Raw genomic sequence first — 17925 nt, forward strand, 5'->3', positions numbered from 1 at the left:
CCGCTGCTACCGGGGCTGGAGCTTCGCCCTGCCCGCGCGCAGCCCGCCGCGAGGGTGCCGTCGTGTCGGTGCCGGGCTCTGCCGAGGACGACACGGCACCGGTGGGCAGGCCGTCGCCGGTCAGCTCCTCCCCCGTCGTATCGCCGTGCGCGGCGGTGACCGCTCCGTCCGGCAGGACGTCCTCGCCGGGCTCGAGCTCGTTGTCGCTGTTCGAGGAGAACAGGCGGGTGATCAGGCTCACAGGGACTCCCTCACTTCGGTGGGCAGGCGCAGGTGACGCGGGAGCACGAGCCCCAGCGGCAGACCCGCAGCGAAAACGGTGTCCTGCGACCCGAACGCCGGCCGCACCCGAAGACGCGCCGCGGCGGTCAGCGAGTCGATCGCCGCGCGGGCGTCCGCTTCGTGCACAGCGTCGGTGGTCGTCGCGGTGACGATTAGGCCGAAGTTGAGCAGGCCAGCACCGGAGGCCTCCTCCGCCGCGGTCGCCTGGGCGGAGCGGGTGGAGAGGGTCGAGCGGGCGGTGGGCTTGGTCGACGCGGAGCTGTTGAACTGCGCCGCGTTCAGGTCCGCCTCCACGATCGCCGCGGCGCGGGCCGGGTCGATGGGGCGGTAGAGCAGGGTGACGCGCTTGCGAGCGACGTCGCGGTGCGGCGCGAGCAGGCGCGCGAGGATCCCGGACTGCACGACTCCGCGCGGCGGGGAGGTCATCGTCCACGACGTCGACACGGCGCCGTCGTGCCGGTACGACTCCCACCGGGACTCCGCGGCCGCGGGGCCGACGTCCGTCCACGACAGCTCGGGCACGTCCCCGGAGGCGCGGGCCTCATCGATCAGGACGGCGGCGGCGGGGTCGTAGGCGATCCGGATCACCTCGCACAGCTCCTGAGCACCGAGCGGCCGGGCAGCGCCGGCCCCTGTCGCGGCAAGGCTCGTCGTCAGGCCGGGCAGGCGGGCGGCGAGGTCGGCGGCGACCTCCTTCGCGTTGCGGCGCTTCCCGCCGATGCGAGACAGGGAAGAGAAGGTGATCGCGACGTAGGCGCGGATCGTGGCAGACCCGACCGGGTAGCTGCTCACGACCTCCGAGAGCATCGCTCGAGCGAACTCCGGCGCATCCGGGTCCATCGACCCCTCGACCTCCGAGCGCAGGCGCGTACCGGTGTCGGGGGCCGTCTCGACGGTGACGGAGGCGGCCTCGATGCCGGGCTCGTCTCCAAGGTTGGAGAGCCAAATGCCGTACTCCGCGACCTGGTTGTTGACCTGCTCCTGATCCACCAGCGCGGCGCCGTCCGGCTCGGTAGCGATTACGACGGTGTAGTGCTTGGTGGAGGGGACGTGCACGAGAGCGAATCGGCGCCCGTGCGAGTCCTCGTGCTCGGAGAGCTGCGACGCCGCAGCGAGTCCGGGGAGCTGGAAGGTGCCCCATTTCGCCCGACCCGCGGGACCTGAACGGTAGACGTTCGCTCCCTTGGCCTTCGTCCGCATCCAGTTCACGCGATTCACCGTCCTTCCGAGGGCGCTCTGCCCGTGCTTGTCCTTCACCGAAACCGTCAGCAAGATCCCGCCGAAGATCGCGGCGACGATCAGCGCGGCCACGAGGCCGGAGAACATCGACGCGATGATCGAGGAGAGGATGCCGACGAACAGCACGCCCGTGGCGAGCTGTCCGAGGCCGCCGAGTCCCGCAGTCTGCGGGCGACGCCAATTGCCGTACGTGCGCGGCGCCTCAGCGCTGCGCGTAGGAGTTGCCGTGCTCATCAGTTCCCGCTTCCGTTGCCGCCAGTGGCGTCGTCCGTGGCGGCCTTGACCGCCCCTGCTGCGTGCTTCGCGCCTTCGGCGGCCTTCCCTGCCACCGCAAGGCCGACACCGATCGGGCCTCCTGCCGCGGCTGCGGCACCACCGCCTGCCGCCGCACCGCCCGCTGCCGCACCACCGCCGGCCGCAGCTCCGCCAGCTGCGCCACCGCCTGCTGCTGCGCCGCCGCCTGCACCGGAGGCGGCCGGAGTCGCCGCGGGTGACCCCTTGCTGCCGGCGGAGGCGCTACTGCCGGACGGTGCGGAGCCGAAGCCACCGCCGCCGGGCGACCCTCCGCCCCCGCCGCTGTCGCCTCCGCTGCGCGAGCGGATTGCTCCGCTGGCAATCTCCGCCGCTCCACCGGCCGCGGCCGCACCGAGCAGGAGGCCTGCACCGCCACCGCCACCGCCCACCGAGGCGACAGCGGGGACGAGGAAGCGCATCAGCGCGGGCAGGGCCACGAGCGCGATGAGCATCAGCGCGAGGCCCGTGACGATCTGGAACAGCCCGGTCCCGTCCGACTTGAACAGATCAGTGCCGGTCATCCGGAACGCGATCGCGTAGACGATCGCCGCGGCGGGCTTGTAGAGGATGAAGGCGAGGGTCCAGGCCATCGTCTTCTTGAACCACTGCTGCCCGATTTCCGTATTGGTCGCGGCCGCAGCGATCGGGAAGATGCCGGCGAGGACGACGAGCATCGCGCCGCGGAACACCATGAGCGCGATCTGAACGTAGGTCATGAGCACGGCGAGGATGCCGAGGAGGAACAAGCCGATGAGGCCGATACCCGACGTTGCGGTCAGCGAAATCATCGCGAAGATGTTCGTGCCGAAGCAGTTGCTCTCACCGTTGGTGACGTCGCAGTCGGTGGAGTTGTTGAGGATCCAGATCGAGAAGGCGTCGCCTGCCTGCGTGGCGAGACGGATCACGACGAGTCCCGCGCCGGCGACGGCGATCAGCGTCAGTACCGACCGGGCGAGGGTGCGCAACTCGCCCGCACGCTGCGTCCAGACCATGCGGCCGGCGGCGACGAGGATCGACAGGATCGCGAGTCCTCCGGCGTACCACTCGAGCTGCCCTTGCACCCAGCCGACGACGCTCGAAGATTCGTTGAGGTGCAGCGCCAGGGGTAGGAACCCCGTGACGAGCGCTGAGGCGGAGGAGAGCAGGAAGACGGCGAAGATGATGACGCCGATGCGTCCCATGTGCGCCTCGCCGTCGCCGTGGCGGCGACGGGTGCTCATCATGACGCCGGCGATGATGAGCGACATGACCGCGAGGCCCGCCGCGACCCACGTCACGTAGCCGAGGATCGTCTCGAACGCTTCCGGCAGGGGCGGGGTACCGCCACCGTTAACGCCGCCTCCCCGGTCGACCACGGTCACCGGGGAGGGAACGTTCACCCAGAGGGTGCCGAGCGAGACGACCGCTTTGCCGAAGCCCTCCAAGATGTTGTTCACGAACTGCTGCAAGGCGTCGTTAGACGCCTTCGAGACGACTTCGCCGATGCCTGCTGATGACCAGCACACGACGTCCCACGCTGCGCAGGGCTCGCCTGCGGGTGGAGTCACTGTCATTCGGTACCTGCCCAAGGGATATAGCCGCCCAAGCTGGTGAGTGCGGTCGGACGGAACGGCGGCTGACCGTCAGCGGTCAACACCGACTTCCAGTCGCCGTCGACCCACGTCACGGGAGCGGGGAAGCTGAGGAGCTGATTGGTGTTAGAGCGGAAGGCGATGTCGATCGTGGCTTCGTCCGCGGTGTACGAGCTCACGCGGAAGCCGACGATCTGGACACTGCCTCCGGTGTTGCTCTGGGGAATGTCCGCGGCGATCGCGGCATCGCGACCAGCGCCAGGCGCGGTCTGGCGCTCGAGAACGGCGTCGGCCAGGCGCCCATCCGTTCCCATCGCCCAGAGGTTCGCCACCGAGAAGAGCGATCCTTCGACGGTGTGCGCGTAGCAGCTGCGCAGCCCGTCCTCTCCGATCACGCCGGGGCCGGCGGTGTCCGACGACGGTGCGGCCATCGTGCCGACGATGGTCCAGTCGGTGACAGGTGCCGTCGAGAGCGTTCCGCTCTCGTCGTAACCGGGAAGGTTGCAGACGCTTGCTGCGGCGGTGTCGGTTTCCGGTGAGGCGGTGACGGCGGGCGTCGCGGAGGTGGCGGGAGCACTCTGCCCGCCACCTCCGCCCAGGGACGTAATCGCGAGGAGGATCGCCGCCAGCACGAGGACTCCGAAGATGATGGCTCCGAAGATGAATCCTCGACTGGTGAACGGGTTGCGGGACTCCGTGTCGCTCATGACGTCGTGCCTTTCGTTGGTGATGCGGTCGGTTTCCTCCGGACGCTACGCGCCCATGAGGAAGCCGACGATCGTGAACGCGGCGGACACGATGATCACGCCGACGAGCAGGCGGCCGAGCCAGCCGCCGATCTCTCCGCCTTCGCCGCGGCGGGCGGAGACGGTCATGGTGACGCCGAGGATGATCAGGCCGACGACGGCGACGCCGAGGCCGACCCACTTGGCCCAGCCCATGACGGTGGTAAAGGCCTCGAACCCGGGGGGCATGCCGCCGGGTCCCGGGTCGGGCACGACGGCGCCGAGCGCGCCTGCGGTGGTGAGGATGTCGGTCGTCGCTGCGAGCAGGGACATGAGGTGCTCCGTTTCGTTGGTGGTGCTGGGGGGATCGACGTCGCGGTCGCGACGCCGAAGAGGTCCGGTTATCCGGTGGTGAGGGGTCCGTCCGCGAACCCCACGTCGAAGTGGAGGTGGTTCGGGGTATCGGTGAACTGAGTGATGTGCTCGTAGCTGGTCGAGCGGCACTGGATTTGGCCGGCCCGGGAGCCCTGGGGCACCTGCGGGTCCAGAACGGTGAGGAGTTTCAGCGCGTTGGGGTCGCAGCCGGTGGTGGCCGTGCCGTCGAAGGAGAAGAAGTCGACCGCGTGACCGCCGCCATTGATCCAGTGCGAGGAGCCGGTGCCTGCGCCCAGGAGCGAGCCGGTGCACTGTCGGTTGAGGTCGGAGACGCCGACCTTCCCGAACGTGTTCAGCGCGATGGTGATGACCTGGAGGATCCGGACGTCGATGCCGCAGTTCTCTTTGGCGGTCCCGGCGGCCATGTCGCGGATCTGCTGCGCGTAGCGGTCCTCGAGTAGGCGCAGGCGCCCCTCGTCCATCGCCGTCACGAGTCCGGCGGCGAGGGCCTGCGCGTCTCCGGACACGGCTACGCATCCACCGACCGGCGCAGCCGTCGTAGGCGTGGTGCTGGTCGGCGTCGACGGAACACTGACCGGTGCGCCGGTCGTCGCCGGCCCCGTCGTGCTGCTACCGAGCCCGTTCAGGTAGGTCATGATCGCCACGGCGTCGGCGCGGTACTTCGTGTAGTGGTTCGGGTCGGCGTTGCGCTGGACCTTGTTGATCGCGATGGAGGGCTCCATTGCCGGCCAGCCCTCGACGGCCACGAGGCGGTCGTAGAAGAAGCCCGCCGAGGTCGTCGGGTCCATGCGCTGCTCGACGGTGCCCCAGCTCGACTGCTGCTGGAACAGGCCGATCGAGTCAGCGACCGATCCGTCCGGGTTGATCGCGCCGTCGCCGTAGGTGATATTCACCAGCGAGGACTCCCCGATCGCCGTCTGGACACCGAGCGTCTGCCCGTCCGCGCCGAGCCCCTTCGCTGCACCTGCATTGACGATCAGTGCTGCGTTCACGAGCTGGTCGTGCCCGTAGGCCCCGACCTTCGCGTCCGCCGGGATCGCGGACACGTTGACCGGGCCTCCACCAGGTAGGCATGCGGCCGCGGCCGATCCGCCGAAGAACAGCACCCACAGCAGTAGCGCCACGGTGACGATCGGCACCATAACCGCCGCCAGTACCCCAATTCCCCCCTTCTGCACCGGCCTACTCCGAGGCCAGGGGGGTGATCTGCTCGACGCCCCAGGGCGCCGTCTCTACAGCACGGTGGACGTAGACCGAGTAGTCCCCAGCGTCGGTGGGCACCAGAACGCGAATGGTGAACGTGCCGTCGCCGTCCCGGACCCGAGCATCGCCGGTCAACGACGTGCAGGGCACGTTCATCGGATCGACCGTCTCGTAGGCGATCGCCGCTTGCTGAGTCAGGAACGGGTAGAGCTCCGCGATCCAGGTGTCGTAGTCGAGCGTCGGGCGGCAGAACGCCGTCACTGCCGAGGCCGCGAGGGCAAGCGCGTCGTTCTCGACTCCCGGAACGGGAACCGGCTCAGAGTCGACCGGAGCGGCGGCCGCAGTCGGCGTCGCCTCAGCCGTGCTGGCCGCAGTCGAGCCCGATGCAGAAGGGATCTGGGCGGTCGGCGTCGGTGCAGTTCGTGCTGTTTCGGGAGCAGCGCCCGAGCACCCTGCCAATGCGAGCACAGCCGCAGCGGCCATCGCGGCGCAGAGGCCGGTGCCGGTGTGCTTCGTGTGCTTCATGTCGTTGGTTCCCCTCGTTGCCTTCATCACAATCTAGTCCCAAACTGCCCGTTTGGACACTCGTAGATGCCCAAATGGGACACTGACTGTCTACACTGACGGCACGTCGGTAGCCGCCGACCTAGAATCGTGGTGTGGAGGTGGACTCAACGAACGTCAATGCCGTCATAGGCGAGGCCGTCAAGAGCGCCATCTACGACGCCGGTTTCAACGTGAAGGCCGCGGCTGAGCGAGCCGGCCTGCCCTACCGGACCGTCCTTCGGTACATCAAGGGAGAACGGGACATGCCTGTCCCTGTTCTTCTCGCGCTCGCGCACGCCACGAACGCCGATTTGGACTCGCTCGTGAAGCAGCTTCAGGGCCGAGTAGCCTTTAAGGAACTGGTCAGCTACGTCACAGACGGCGAATCCATGCCGACTGAGGAATCCAGCGCTCTACGTCCCGCCGAATTGGCGCGTCGTCTCTCACTGGTCTTCACTTCACGAGGCCTCGACGCCACTACCTCCCGCACCAGAATTTCCGAGATCCTTCTCCTCAGCGGGGCCTCGATCGATCGCCAGGAATGGGGCCTGCTCATGGCCGGGCAACTCCCCTCGGCACCACGAGTCGAAGTGCTCTTCGCCGTGGCCGAAGCACTCGACGTCGACCCCGACTACTTGCTCAGAGACGACCCCGAGCTGGTCGAGGCCGTGGAAGCCCGCCTCGGGTTCGACGGCACCATGCGCTCGCTCGGCATCGAGCGCGTCGCCGCCCGATCGCTCGGAACAATCGAGCCCGACGAGCTACGCGGCATCGCCGCCGTCGTGTCCGAAATCGTCACCGAGCTACGTCGATAGCCGGCCGCGCCGTCCTGTAGGGCCACGCAGCTCCGCTCGCGCCCGGAATGCCGTCTAAAGTGGATGAGCTTCTCCCGGCCAGGCGAACGGAGTCCATCGATGCCGTCAGACTCCACGGAACGAGGTCGCGGCCGGTGGCGGATGCTCCGCCGCAGTGGCCAAGGCCGCAGTGGATCGATCGTTCAGGCGGCCGACGAGTTCGTGAGCAGGCTCGGACTTCCGGCCGCCGCGACGTGGGACGATCTTCAATCGTCCGTCGAGAAGGTCTACGGCAAGCCGATCTATCTGATCGCCTCCGCCAGCGCTGACCTCAAATCAGTGACAGGGCTCTGGATCGACACAGCCGAGTTCGGCACCGTCGTCTGCCGAGAGAGCGACGAGCTCCACTACCAGAGCCAGAACGCGTGCCATGAGCTTGCGCACATCCTCTTCGTCTACGCTCCGGACGCCTGGTTCAGCGAGCAGATCCCGCGGCTGATCCATCCGGGCCGGCGGCACGGAGCCACACACCTCTGTGCCCCGACAGATGATCCAGAAAGCACAGAAGCGAAGGCGGAGATTGCCATCGAGGAAGTAGCTTTCGCGATGGTCCGCCGTATCCAGACACTCAATCGGACGAGCGAAGAAACGTATTTCGGATGATCCAACAGGTTTGCCTAGCGCTTCTCATTGCGCTGGTGCTTGTGCGGGCTCCTCGCGCCGCAGCGAAGCCCGCAGCGCGTCCCGCTTTCTGGGCCACGGTGAGCGGTGCCGTCGCACTCTCCACCTACGGATTCCCCATCCCCTTCTTCACATATGACGCGCTACTGGGTGGCACCAACGTCATCACCCTCGTCCGCGACCTGGCAGCAGCATCGGCCTTCTGGTTCTTCCGCGAAGCGCTCGGACGGCGCGCCGGCGGCGAAGGCCGCGTCGGCAGTCGGTGGGGCCTGGCGATCATGTTCGGCTCCTACATCGTGCCGTTCCTGCTGATCGGCAACCGGGGCCGCACAAGCGTCGACTTCATCATCGACCGCCTCGACCAGACCGCCGTCTGGCTCTACGGATCGGCCTACATGGCGACTCTCGTGTGGCTATCCGTCTCCTCGATCATCAACGCGCGTCGCAACTGGCGCGGGGTTCAGCTCGTCTTCATCACCGGATTCGCCATCACCACGATCGGCTGCTTGATCGAGATTGCCTTCCTCACAGCCTCTCACTTCGGCTACGGCGGAGACGCCTTCCGCTACTCCGCGTGGAACGCCGCTGAGATACCGTTCTTCCTCGGTCTTCTCATCATCATGCTCGGCATCGGGTGGACGGCGATCGTCGTTCCTCTCCGTCGCCGGATCGACGTCGCTCGAGCATCGAAGGCCGCCGTCCGACACGGCCTCATCGAGCGACCACCGTTCACGACCTACCTGAGCGACCGGCGATTGATCGCACACGCTCAACAGATCCTCGTGCTCACGAAGAACGCTGAGGTTCGCGGAGAGGGCGCGTTCACCTTTGACGAGAATGCAGCTGTCGCTCGGGTCCGCACGCTCATCGCTCCCGACCAGGCGTTCACTCCGCGAGTGATCGGCGGCGGCTTCCGGAAGGCCGCATAGCCGGTGAGCGCACTCTGGGTCGCGATCCCCGCAGTTGGTGTCGGCGTCGCCGGAGCCGCGGTCGTCGCCACCGTTGCGCGCCGTGTCATCCGACCGCAGCGCAGCCGCCCAACACCGATCGTCGCGGTTCCGACGCCCGATCGCATCGTCCTCGGTCCTACTCCGATCACGAAGCAGAACGGCAAGCTCGGCCTGCTCTACGACGACGAAACCCGCCACGCGGTCCTCGGTCCGATCCTGCGAAGCGGACCAGACGGGATCGAACGCATCCTCACACTCAATGCTGATGCCCCCTCCCCCACGGCCGGCTCCCTGAGTCGACCCATCGGGAATGTGTTCGCGACGGCCCGAGAACTCGACCCGGACGCCCGCGAGGTGACCGTCGAAACCGAGCTTGGACAGGCGCCTGCCTGGTTGTTTTCCGGCAAAGGAGACGCCGCAGACACTTGGGCGATCCACATCCACGGCAGTCTGTCCGGCCGAGACGCTGCCTTTCGCTCCGTGCATGCACTCAGAGGCACCGGCTACACCTCACTGGTGCCTTCCTTCCGCGGTGACGGAGAAGGCCCAACGGCGCCACTCAATGCGTTCACGCTCGGTCAGACCGAATGGGTCGACGTCGACGCTGCGATCGCGCTCGCTCTCGAGCGGGGAGCGCGCCGGGTCGTCCTCGTCGGCTGGTCCAGCGGCGCCTCAATGGCGTTGCGCCTCGCCACGAGCTCGTCGCACCGATCCAGAATCGCAGGCTTGATCCTTGTCTCCCCCGTCCTCAGTTGGCGCAACAGCGTGCTCTTCAGCGCCGCTAACGCCGGAGTCCCCCGTGTCGTCGCTGCGGCCGCCACATGGGCTCTCGGCGCCCGCGGTGTCAGTCGTCTACTGGGCTCACCAGTTCCTCTCAACTTCAAAGCACTCGACTGGATAGACGCAGCCGCACCACTACGCATACCGGTGCTCCTGATTCATTCGGGGGGTGATCGCACCACGCCGTTCAGCGACTCCCGTTCGTTCAGCAACGCGCACGTGAATGCGACGCTGATCGCCAGCGACCCCGCCGGCCACGCCCTCGAATGGAACGCCGATCCAGAGCGATTCGAATCCGCCGTTCGCTCCTGGTGCAACAGCGCCATTTAGATTCTGCATGAGAATCAAGATAGCCAGATACCTATATAGGTATCTGGCTATCTTCGAGGGGCTCGGGCTCAGCTGAGCGGGTTCCGGTCGCGGTACTCGCTCAGGGCCGTTTCCACGATGTTCTTCTTAGTGCGACCGGTCGCGGCTCGCAGGTCTTGGACGTAGTACGACAGCTCGGCATCGACGTCCACATGCAGAACCTCCGTGGGCTGCTTCCGCGGCGGCGTGGCCGCCGTGCCCGCATTCGCCCGCGATACCGGGGCTGCTACCGGCGCCGGTGCGGGCGTCGGAGCCGGACGAGGCTTGGACGCGATCGGGTCGCTGCGGTCGGGCGCCGGCTGTGCTCGGCGCGGGAGGCTGGCGGGGCGATCTTCGTTCGTCATCGGATGACCTTTCGTGCGAGTTCACGGTATGCGGCGGCGACGGGTGCGCCCTTGCGGAAGTTGCCGTACCAGTCGTGCGAGTACCGGACCTCTCCGACGATGGTCCGGTGCGGGACGAGCGGAGTCAGGAGAAGCCCCGTCTCTCGCATCTGCTCGATGCTGTGCGTAGCCTCTCGCGGCGTGATCGTCTCCTTGTAGCCGCCAACGATGATGCCGGCCTCCTCGACCGCTGCGCGGTCGCTGAGGTCGTTGTAGCGGCGCACACTCTCCTGTGCACCAATGAATCCGTCCACGCCGTCAGCGGTGGGCGTGGCGGCGTAGATCACTGACTCCGCCGCCGTCAGGGCGTTGTAGATCAGCGACCCGCCCTGGCGGTTCGGGCAGTCGATGATCGCGAGGTCCGCAGGCACATCCTCGAGCGAGTCCGCCAAGCGATGCCCGACTTCTCCGGGATCGTCCGTTTCGCGTGCGCTCACGCTGCGGTCGGACGGGATCACTCGAAGGTTCGAGTGAAAGGGCGAAGGCACGGCGAGCTCGTCCGCCCATCCCCTCGGGTCGGCGTTACCCAGGATCGCTCCGACGTCGAGCCCGACGTCGACGGGCTGCGCGTCGAGCCACTTCGTGGTCGCGCCACGCGGATCCAGGTCGATCAGGATCACCCGCCGCCCCTCCTCGGCCGCCACCATCGCCAGGGAGACCGCGGTGGTGCTCTTCGTCGCACCGCCGCTCTCGCTGTAGATCATCATTGTCTGCATGCCGCAAACCTATATGGCTATCTATCCACCTAGCAAACTACCCAGATACCTATATAGGTATCTGGGTAGGACTCGCCCGGTATGAGCACCCGATCCCGCTCGGTGCGCGGGCTGGGAGCGAGTGTCGGTGGGGCCGACCTACACTCGGACGCATTCGAACATATGTTCGATGAGACGAGGAGGGGGCCGACCATGAGCGTGACCGTTGTGGAGCGCATCGCGACTCCGGCCTCGGACGCCGTCGCCGTCGCCTTCCTCGTCACCAGTGACGCGGTGGCTGCCGGGTTCCCGTCGCCGGCACAGGACTACTTCGACGGGTCCCTCGACCTCAACGACCACCTCATCCGGGACAAGACCTCGACGTTCATCGTCCGCGTCTCGGGCGAGAGCATGACCGGCGCGGGCATCAGCGACGGCGACGAGCTCGTGGTCGACCGGTCGATCACGCCGACGCACGGGAGCGTGGTCATCGCGATCCTCGACGGCGAGCTGACCGTCAAGCGCCTCGAGCTGCACCCCGGGGGAGTGGTGCTGCGGGCGGAGAACCCGGAGTACCCGCCGATCCACGTCGCCGAGCTGAGTGACCTCCAGGTGTGGGGCGTCGTCACGGTCTGTCTCCACCGGCTGCACCGTGCGCTCTGAGCGGCGCGTCGGCCTGGTCGACGTGAACAGCTTCTACGTCTCCTGCGAGCGGCTATTCGACCCCAAGCTCGCCGGCCGGCCCGTTGTCGTCCTCTCGAACAACGACGGCTGCGTGGTCGCCCGCTCCGACGAGGTGAAGCAGCTCGGCATCGAGAACGGCACCCCCTGGTTCAAGATCGAACCCCTGATCCGCTCCGGCCGTCTTCCGGAGGTCATCGCCCGCTCGAGCAACTACGAGCTGTACGGCGAGCTGTCCGCCCGCGTGATGGAGCTGCTGGGCCGATACTCCGCCTGGCAGGAGGTCTACTCGATCGACGAGAGCTTCCTCGGCGTCGACGGCGACGTGGCGGAGCGGGCGAAGATCGGCCGCGCGATGCGCGCCGCCGTCGCCAAGAACGTCGGCCTGCCCGTCTGCGTCGGGTTCGGGCCGAGCAAGACGCTCGCGAAGTTCGTCAACAAGGGCGGAGCGAAGAAGCACCCGCGCCTCGGCGGGGTCTGCGACACCGACTGGTACACGCCCGATCAGCTCGACGCGCTCATGGCGTCGCAGCACGTCACTGAGCTGTGGGGAGTGGCCGGCCGCACCGGGAAGCGCCTCGCGGAGCTGTCCATCCACACGATCCGGGACCTGCGCGATGCCGACCCGGCGCTGATCCGGAAGAAGTTCTCCGTGGTGCTGCAGCGCTCCGTCTACGAGCTGCGCGGGGTCGACTGCATCCCGCTCGAGGCGGCCCGCACCGTCCGGGATCAGCTGATCTTCTCGCGCTCGTTCGCCACTCCGGTGACGACGATCGCGGACATGGAGCAGGTGCTCTCCGTCTACGCGCAACGCGCCGCGCACCGCCTGCGCGCGCAGGGGTCGGTGACGAAGACGATGAGCGTCTTCGCGTCGACGTCGCCGTTCGCGGACGCGCCGTACGAGTCCGCCGGCGGCCTCGCCGGCTTCCCCGTGCCCACCGACGACCCGGTGGGTATCGTCAAGGCCGCGATCGCGACGTTGCGCCCGCGGCTGCGCGAGGGCGCCCGCTACGTGCGGGCCGGCGTCATCCTCACCAACCTGTCGCCGAAGGACTCCCACGCCTTCCTCGACGTGTTCGATACGGCTTTCGACTCCAAGGGTCTGGGCGCCACGATCGACGCCGTGACGAAACGCCACGGCCGCTCCGCGGTCGGACTGGGCCTCGCCGGGATCCGCAAGGGGCCGGTCTGGACGATGAAGCGCGAAGCGCTCTCGCTGCGCGCCACGACCCACTGGGCCGAGCTGGCGACCGCTCACGCCCGCTGACTTCTATCGGCGGCCAGCCTCCTCAGATAGAATGTTCTATAGGAGGTGGTTGCCGTGTCGATCATTCAGAGGCCCGATGGGGAGACCATCCGCAAGCTGCGCAGCTTGCAGGTCGTAACGCGGGTGTCATATCTTCGCGCGCTGCGCCGCGCTGCGGAGGACACCACGCAGAGGCAGCTCGCGCAAGAAATTGGAATCTCACAGCCCTCCGTCAACAGCGCATTGAAGTCCGCGGCCGCAGTGTCGGACGTGCGGCCCGGATTCTCTGGCGCAACGCCTTACGAGATTGCTCAGCGCTACGACGCGGGGGAGCTGACGAAGGAGCAGGTCATCGATGAGCTCGGCCGTTGGTCCTACCGTCCGGGGTCAGCTAGCGACGGCTACGACTGGACGACCGCGGACGCGGGAGAGTTTGCAGAGGTGCGACGCGCTCTGAGTGAGCACCTCATCGACGTCGACACATACGACGAGATCCTGGACCGCTACAGCGAGCAAGGTCGGTGACTGGGGAGGACTCGTCAGCGATCGCCAAGCACCGCGAGACAGTGCGTGCATGGGCGCGAGCGGGCGGGCCGCTGAGCCCCAAGAGCGAACACGCGACGGTGAACAACCGAGAGTGGTTCCGGCTCGGCGCCGACCAGGATTACGAGCCGCGTGGTGCGCGGCAACAACTACACGACCGCTTTGTGGCCGACTACCGCGCACAATTCCCTGACGTGCGCCAAGAGCGGAAGGCGATCATCCTTGCCGGCCCGCCTGGTGCCGGTAAATCGACCGTTCTCCGAGACGTGCTCGGCACCGACCGCAACGCCTGGCTCACCATCGACGCCGACGAGTTCAAGCGGGCGCTGCTCACCGAAGCGATCAAGGACGGCACCTACGACAGCACGATCCTGCCGCCCGAGGTCCGCGCCGCCGAGGCAGCGGGGGAGAAGTTCTTCCCGCTCGAGCTGGCCTCGCTCGTGCACGAAGAGTCTTCCATTCTCGCTATCCAACTCCGCGACGCGGCCATTCGGGACGGCCAGAACGTCGTGATCGACACCGTGCTCTCTTCGCCCGAGAAGGCGGTCGAGCTGGGGCAGCGGTTCGCGGCAGCCGGCTACAGCGTCGAAGTGATCGACGTCGAGGTGCCGTTCGAGCTGTCGGAAGCGCGGATCGCCGGCCGCTGGCAGGACTCCTACGAACGCGCCCTCGCCGGCGCCGACGAGCTCGGCGGTCGATGGGTGCCCAGCGAGTACGCCAGGAACGTTTATGCCGGCCCGGGAGGTCGGTCCCTCCCTGAGTTCGCCGCCGAGCAGCTGGCCGATACCGGCTCCACCGTGATGCGATTCCGCCGCTACAACACCCCCGCGGAAGGGCAGCCGCGCACTGTCGAGGTCGACAAGTCGCGCACTGCGTTCGGGCGCCCTCTGATCGACACCGCCCTCGCGCAGGCTCAGGCGACCGTCTCTCGCAGCTTCTCCACCACGGCGCTGACCACGGCGCCCGAGCGCGGTGACCGAGCGATCCCGGCCACCTCACCGACGCCAGCGCCGGACCGCGGCGACCGCGGTCGCTAGAGCGGCGTCGTCACCACTTAGAAAACCTGTCCACCAGGTCGACGTCGATCGAGGAGGTCCGCGGGTCCAGGCCGTCGGCCGTCTCGTCGGGGGCGTCGATGACGTCCAGGAACACGGCAGTCGCGGGCGTCACGAACGCTGAGGTCGTTCCGCGCGACGTCGGGATCTCTACGAAGGCGCCGCCGGCGGCCGCCGCCTGTTCGAGGCGCTGCGTGAGCCCGACGCGATCGACGTCGACCGGCAGCGAGAAGTGGCGCGGTCCGATAGTCAGCTCGAGCAGGTGCATGGGATTCCCGTCGTCGGCCGCTTGCCTACCAGGTACCCATCCTCCCGCGTCCTAGACGCTTCCGAGCCCGTTCCGGGGGCGCGAGATGCCCTCGCGCAGCGGCGCCGCGCGCCGCAGGTTGGAAGCCGCCACGGCGGCCCGTTCCACCTGTTTTCTTCACCTCTCCGCGGTTTCAACCTATTTCGCTCCACCGGCTGCGTGCCACCGATCCCGAACGCGGTCGCTGCGCTCCCTCACATCGCTCGTGATCGGCGTCACTCCGCCGCCTCCACTCAAACGGTCTTCCCCGCCGGAGAGGCAAAGAAAAACGATCAGCCAGAGGGAGACACACCATGAGCCAGCAGCGCGGCACCCGTACCGAGGTCATCAAGAGCGAGTACCACGGACCCGGAGCGGACGGGATCAGCCGGACCGCCCGTCAGGTGGTCATCGTCGGCGCCGGTGGCCGCGACCCGGTGACCGAGCAGACCCCGGCCGTGCACCTGGTCACCCGCGAGGGCCGCGCGGGGCTTCCCGGGGTGACGCTGCAGCACTTCGAGCCCGTGGAGGCGCTGCCCGCGGATCGCGTCGGCTACATGGCCTCCGGCGCCTACGTCGTCGTTCCGGTCGACGTCGCGCGAGCGCTCGACCTGTTCCCGGCCGCGTACGCGCTGCACGACCGCAGCGAGACGCCCGCCGACTACCGCGACAACGACTGACCCCCCCCGAACCGAGAAGGAGAACCGACATGCTCACCATCACCCACACGCCCGAAGCCGGAACGATCATCGAGGGCACCAGCCGCGGGGACGGCACCGCCGAGATCCTGAAGGCGTCCGGCTGGCGCTGGGGCCGCTCCATCGGCGCCTGGTACGTCCCGCAGTCCCGCGACCGCCTGCCGAAGTGGTGGACCATCAACCGGGCCGCGACCGCCCTGCGCGACGCCGGACACGAGGTCACGATCAAAGCCGAAGAGACGTTCCGCTCGACCGCCGAGGCGGAGGCGGCGACTATCGAGCGCCAGGCCGCCCGGGTCGACGCGCTCGACGCGAAGGCCGAGCGCCGCGCCGCGGACGCCGATACCGCCGACGCGGCCGCGCGCCGCGCGTTCGACCGGCTCCCGGAGGGTGGCGAGCCGATCAAGATCGGCCACCACTCCGAGACGCGGCACCGCAACGCGATCGAGAAGGCCCACAACGCGATGGGCCGCAGCGTCGAGGCCGACCGCGAGGCCACCCGCGCCCGCGCCCGCGCCGACGTCGCCGCCGGGACCACCGAATCCCGCTACGCGCCGGGAATGGTGGCCCGCCGCATCGACCGGCTCGATACCGACATTCGCGGCTGCACGCGGAAGATCGAGGGCAGCTCGCACAACTTCGGTGGCGGCTACATCGAGACGACCGCCCCCGCGACGGGCGCCTACCGGGAGCGGCTGCTCACCCAGCGCGCGCAGCTCGAAGACCAGCGCGACTACTGGACCGCCGTCCGCGAGGCGCAGGCCGCGGCCGGACGGGTCACGATCCACAGCCGCGACACGATCGCCAAGGGCGACATGATCAAGCACCGCTTCGGCTGGCACGTCGTTACCCGCGTGAACCCCAAGAGCGTGACTGTCGCGCTCGACTGGAACGACGGAACCCGCCCCTACAAAGTCGCCTACGCCGACGTGCAGGGACACCACACCGCCGCTGAGGTGGAGGCAGCCCGAGCCGCCGCCACCGAGACGGCCGCCGCGAGCTGATCGAGCGAGGGCTACCTACCTATATAGGTAGGTAGCCCGTGAGGGGCGGGCCCCTCACGCTCCCCGGGGATCCCGTTCCGGGAGGCGCGAGCTGCGCTCGTGCAGCGGCGACGAAGCGCCGCCTAGAGGTCGCCCGGCTGCGCCGGCCGCCGTTGGTCGCCCTACGGGCTCACACCCTTTTTTGCCGTGAAGCCTTCGGCGGCTCCCTCCGCTTCGCTGCGGTCGTAGCTACCTACGGGCTCCGTTCAAGTGGCTGCGCCACCGGCTCCTCCGAGACTTTCGGCACGCGGTCGCTGCGCTCCCTCACATCGCGCCGAAACTCTCTCCACCGCCGCCCTGCGGGTTGCACTGCGCCCTCCGGTTGCTAAGGCGGAGAACCGCCTTGACGGCAAAAAAACGATGAGGAAGAGGAAGAACATGCAGCAGATCACCACCGTCAGCACCTTCGTCCCGGCCACGAACGAGGACGGGATGCAGAGCCAGTTGCGCCGGATCGCCGAGCGCGACGTCGACCTCTCAGGTCTGGCACGCAACGGGTGGGCGCTGGCACACACCGCCACGATCCCCGGCCCCGAGGGCGTCATGTTCGTGGACACCCTCACCCGCACCGAATCCTGACCCGCACCACCACCGAGGAGCAAACGCCATGTCCGACACCATCACCACCAGCCCCGCGGCCGAGGAGCCGACCCTCCTTGACGCGGTGGCCGAGTTCGCGTCCGTGTTCTCCCACGGAGACACCGCCGACGAGCTGGCCGTGCGACTCAGCTGCGCCGAGGTCGACGCGCTGGCCGGACTCCTGCGAGCATTCGGACGAGATGAGGCCGCGGACCTGTGGATCGCGGAGCACGCGAGCGACGACGACGAGGGCGACGCCCACACCCCGGAAGGAACCCACCGATGAGCGAGCAGCAGCAGACCACGCCCGACCCGGCGGCGACCTACCAGGCGGCCGTCGCGGCCTTCGCGGCCACGCTCTCCAACCCGGCCGTCACGGAAGCGATCGCTCCGACGCTGCCGTGCTGGCGCGCGACGGGCATCATCGACCTCCTCACCCACGCCGGACACACCGACGCCGCCGAGAAGTGGGCCGAGCTGCACGCCTGGTCCCCGGTCAACGACGAGCACGACCCGCATCGCGGCGACCGGTGGGACGACTGATGCTCACCGTCTACTCGAAGCCGTCGTGCGTGCAGTGCACCATGACTTACCGGGTGCTCGAGAAGAAGGGCATCGAGTACACCACCGTCGACATCACCACCAACCCCGCAGCGCTCGCGTACGTCACGGAGGAGCTGGGCTATTCCGCCGCCCCCGTGGTCGTCGCGAGCGACCAGGACCACTGGTCGGGCTTTCGCCCCGACCTCATCGAGAAGCACGCCGCATGACCGGCCCGAACGTCACTGGCGACGACTACCGGGCCGGGTACCTCGCCGGACAGGCCGACCGGCAAGGCGAAGTCGACTGGCTGGAGAACGAGGCCGACCGGCTCTACCGCCTCGCC

General features: G+C 68.1%; 23 protein-coding genes. 14 read left to right on the forward strand and 9 right to left on the reverse strand.

All coding sequences use genetic code 11. The features are described 5' to 3' along the window. Positions 1-237 precede the first annotated feature (237 nt). The 6 genes from C5C69_RS14915 to C5C69_RS16760 all read right to left on the reverse strand — a co-directional run bounded on the left by C5C69_RS14915 (position 238) and on the right by C5C69_RS16760 (position 6235). Complete coding sequence (locus tag C5C69_RS14915) at positions 238-1755, reverse strand: SCO6880 family protein (protein WP_181028841.1); 1518 nt, start codon at positions 1753-1755, stop codon at positions 238-240. Further along, entirely contained in the window at positions 1755-3383 is a 1629-nt protein-coding gene (locus C5C69_RS14920) for a hypothetical protein (RefSeq protein ID WP_181127071.1), read from the reverse strand. Before C5C69_RS14920 ends, C5C69_RS14915 begins: the two co-directional genes overlap by 1 nt. Further along, a complete protein-coding gene (locus C5C69_RS14925; RefSeq protein ID WP_104234430.1) occupies positions 3365-4093 on the reverse strand; it encodes a hypothetical protein in 729 nt (242 codons plus the stop codon). The genes C5C69_RS14920 and C5C69_RS14925 overlap by 19 nt, the downstream gene beginning before the upstream one ends. Positions 4094-4138: 45 nt before the next feature. Then, positions 4139-4444, reverse strand: a complete 306-nt coding sequence (locus tag C5C69_RS14930) for a hypothetical protein (protein ID WP_104234431.1) — start codon at positions 4442-4444, stop codon at positions 4139-4141. 68 nt (positions 4445-4512) lie between these two features. After that, positions 4513-5646: a hypothetical protein gene (locus tag C5C69_RS14935; protein ID WP_374953579.1), complete on the reverse strand. Its 1134-nt coding sequence runs from the start codon at positions 5644-5646 to the stop codon at positions 4513-4515. 43 nt (positions 5647-5689) lie between these two features. Next, positions 5690-6235, reverse strand: coding sequence for a hypothetical protein (locus tag C5C69_RS16760; RefSeq protein WP_146079342.1), 546 nt, complete (start codon positions 6233-6235; stop codon positions 5690-5692). Between the two features lie 134 nt (positions 6236-6369). Between C5C69_RS16760 and C5C69_RS14945 the strand changes: the two genes are divergently transcribed. The 4 genes from C5C69_RS14945 to C5C69_RS14960 all read left to right on the forward strand — a co-directional run bounded on the left by C5C69_RS14945 (position 6370) and on the right by C5C69_RS14960 (position 9791). Then, positions 6370-7071: a helix-turn-helix transcriptional regulator gene (locus C5C69_RS14945; protein WP_104234434.1), complete on the forward strand. Its 702-nt coding sequence runs from the start codon at positions 6370-6372 to the stop codon at positions 7069-7071. Positions 7072-7170: 99 nt separating this feature from the next. After that, positions 7171-7713, forward strand: coding sequence for a hypothetical protein (locus tag C5C69_RS14950; RefSeq protein WP_146079343.1), 543 nt, complete (start codon positions 7171-7173; stop codon positions 7711-7713). Then, positions 7710-8660, forward strand: a complete 951-nt coding sequence (locus tag C5C69_RS14955; protein ID WP_104234436.1) for a hypothetical protein — start codon at positions 7710-7712, stop codon at positions 8658-8660. Before C5C69_RS14950 ends, C5C69_RS14955 begins: the two co-directional genes overlap by 4 nt. A gap of 3 nt (positions 8661-8663) precedes the next feature. Beyond that, on the forward strand, positions 8664-9791 hold the full coding sequence (locus C5C69_RS14960; protein ID WP_104234437.1) for a S9 family peptidase: 1128 nt from the start codon (positions 8664-8666) through the stop codon (positions 9789-9791). 68 nt (positions 9792-9859) lie between these two features. On the opposite strand, the gene C5C69_RS16765 is transcribed toward C5C69_RS14960, so the two are convergent. Continuing rightward, positions 9860-10174: a hypothetical protein gene (locus C5C69_RS16765; RefSeq protein ID WP_146079344.1), complete on the reverse strand. Its 315-nt coding sequence runs from the start codon at positions 10172-10174 to the stop codon at positions 9860-9862. Continuing rightward, on the reverse strand, positions 10171-10929 hold the full coding sequence (locus C5C69_RS14965; RefSeq protein WP_104234438.1) for a ParA family protein: 759 nt from the start codon (positions 10927-10929) through the stop codon (positions 10171-10173). The genes C5C69_RS16765 and C5C69_RS14965 overlap by 4 nt, the downstream gene beginning before the upstream one ends. 192 nt (positions 10930-11121) lie before the next feature. On the opposite strand from C5C69_RS14965, the gene C5C69_RS14970 reads away from it, so the two are divergent. Genes C5C69_RS14970 through C5C69_RS14985 form a run of 4 tightly spaced genes read left to right on the forward strand, consistent with a single transcriptional unit; the run spans position 11122 to position 14415 of the window. Beyond that, positions 11122-11571 (forward strand): LexA family transcriptional regulator, encoded by a 450-nt coding sequence (locus C5C69_RS14970; protein ID WP_104234439.1) that lies wholly within the window; start codon positions 11122-11124, stop codon positions 11569-11571. After that, complete coding sequence (locus C5C69_RS14975; RefSeq protein ID WP_104258230.1) at positions 11561-12856, forward strand: Y-family DNA polymerase; 1296 nt, start codon at positions 11561-11563, stop codon at positions 12854-12856. The genes C5C69_RS14970 and C5C69_RS14975 overlap by 11 nt, the downstream gene beginning before the upstream one ends. Before the next feature lie 54 nt (positions 12857-12910). Beyond that, positions 12911-13360, forward strand: coding sequence for a winged helix-turn-helix transcriptional regulator (locus C5C69_RS14980; RefSeq protein ID WP_104234441.1), 450 nt, complete (start codon positions 12911-12913; stop codon positions 13358-13360). Beyond that, a complete protein-coding gene (locus C5C69_RS14985) occupies positions 13357-14415 on the forward strand; it encodes a zeta toxin family protein (protein WP_181028843.1) in 1059 nt (352 codons plus the stop codon). The genes C5C69_RS14980 and C5C69_RS14985 overlap by 4 nt, the downstream gene beginning before the upstream one ends. Before the next feature lie 10 nt (positions 14416-14425). On the opposite strand, the gene C5C69_RS14990 is transcribed toward C5C69_RS14985, so the two are convergent. Further along, positions 14426-14701 (reverse strand): hypothetical protein, encoded by a 276-nt coding sequence (locus C5C69_RS14990; RefSeq protein ID WP_104234442.1) that lies wholly within the window; start codon positions 14699-14701, stop codon positions 14426-14428. A 332-nt stretch (positions 14702-15033) separates the two neighbouring features. Between C5C69_RS14990 and C5C69_RS14995 the strand changes: the two genes are divergently transcribed. From C5C69_RS14995 to nrdH, 6 genes are all read left to right on the forward strand, one after another. After that, the gene (locus tag C5C69_RS14995; RefSeq protein WP_104234443.1) at positions 15034-15399 is read left to right on the forward strand and encodes a hypothetical protein; all 366 of its coding nucleotides are present in this window, start codon (positions 15034-15036) and stop codon (positions 15397-15399) included. Between the two features lie 29 nt (positions 15400-15428). After that, the gene (locus tag C5C69_RS15000) at positions 15429-16421 is read left to right on the forward strand and encodes a DUF3560 domain-containing protein (RefSeq protein WP_104234444.1); all 993 of its coding nucleotides are present in this window, start codon (positions 15429-15431) and stop codon (positions 16419-16421) included. Between the two features lie 417 nt (positions 16422-16838). Continuing rightward, entirely contained in the window at positions 16839-17039 is a 201-nt protein-coding gene (locus C5C69_RS15005; RefSeq protein WP_104234445.1) for a hypothetical protein, read from the forward strand. Between the two features lie 28 nt (positions 17040-17067). Continuing rightward, positions 17068-17325 carry a hypothetical protein gene (locus C5C69_RS15010; protein ID WP_219812386.1) on the forward strand — a complete coding sequence of 86 codons (258 nt, stop codon included), beginning with the start codon at positions 17068-17070 and terminating at the stop codon, positions 17323-17325. Next, positions 17322-17582, forward strand: coding sequence for a hypothetical protein (locus C5C69_RS15015; RefSeq protein ID WP_104258231.1), 261 nt, complete (start codon positions 17322-17324; stop codon positions 17580-17582). The genes C5C69_RS15010 and C5C69_RS15015 overlap by 4 nt, the downstream gene beginning before the upstream one ends. Then, positions 17579-17809, forward strand: a complete 231-nt coding sequence (gene nrdH / locus C5C69_RS15020; protein ID WP_056045893.1) for a glutaredoxin-like protein NrdH — start codon at positions 17579-17581, stop codon at positions 17807-17809. The genes C5C69_RS15015 and nrdH overlap by 4 nt, the downstream gene beginning before the upstream one ends. Positions 17810-17925: the final 116 nt, after the last annotated feature.

The organism is Rathayibacter sp. AY1C7, assembly GCF_002931865.1.
Lineage (GTDB): Bacteria > Actinomycetota > Actinomycetes > Actinomycetales > Microbacteriaceae > Rathayibacter.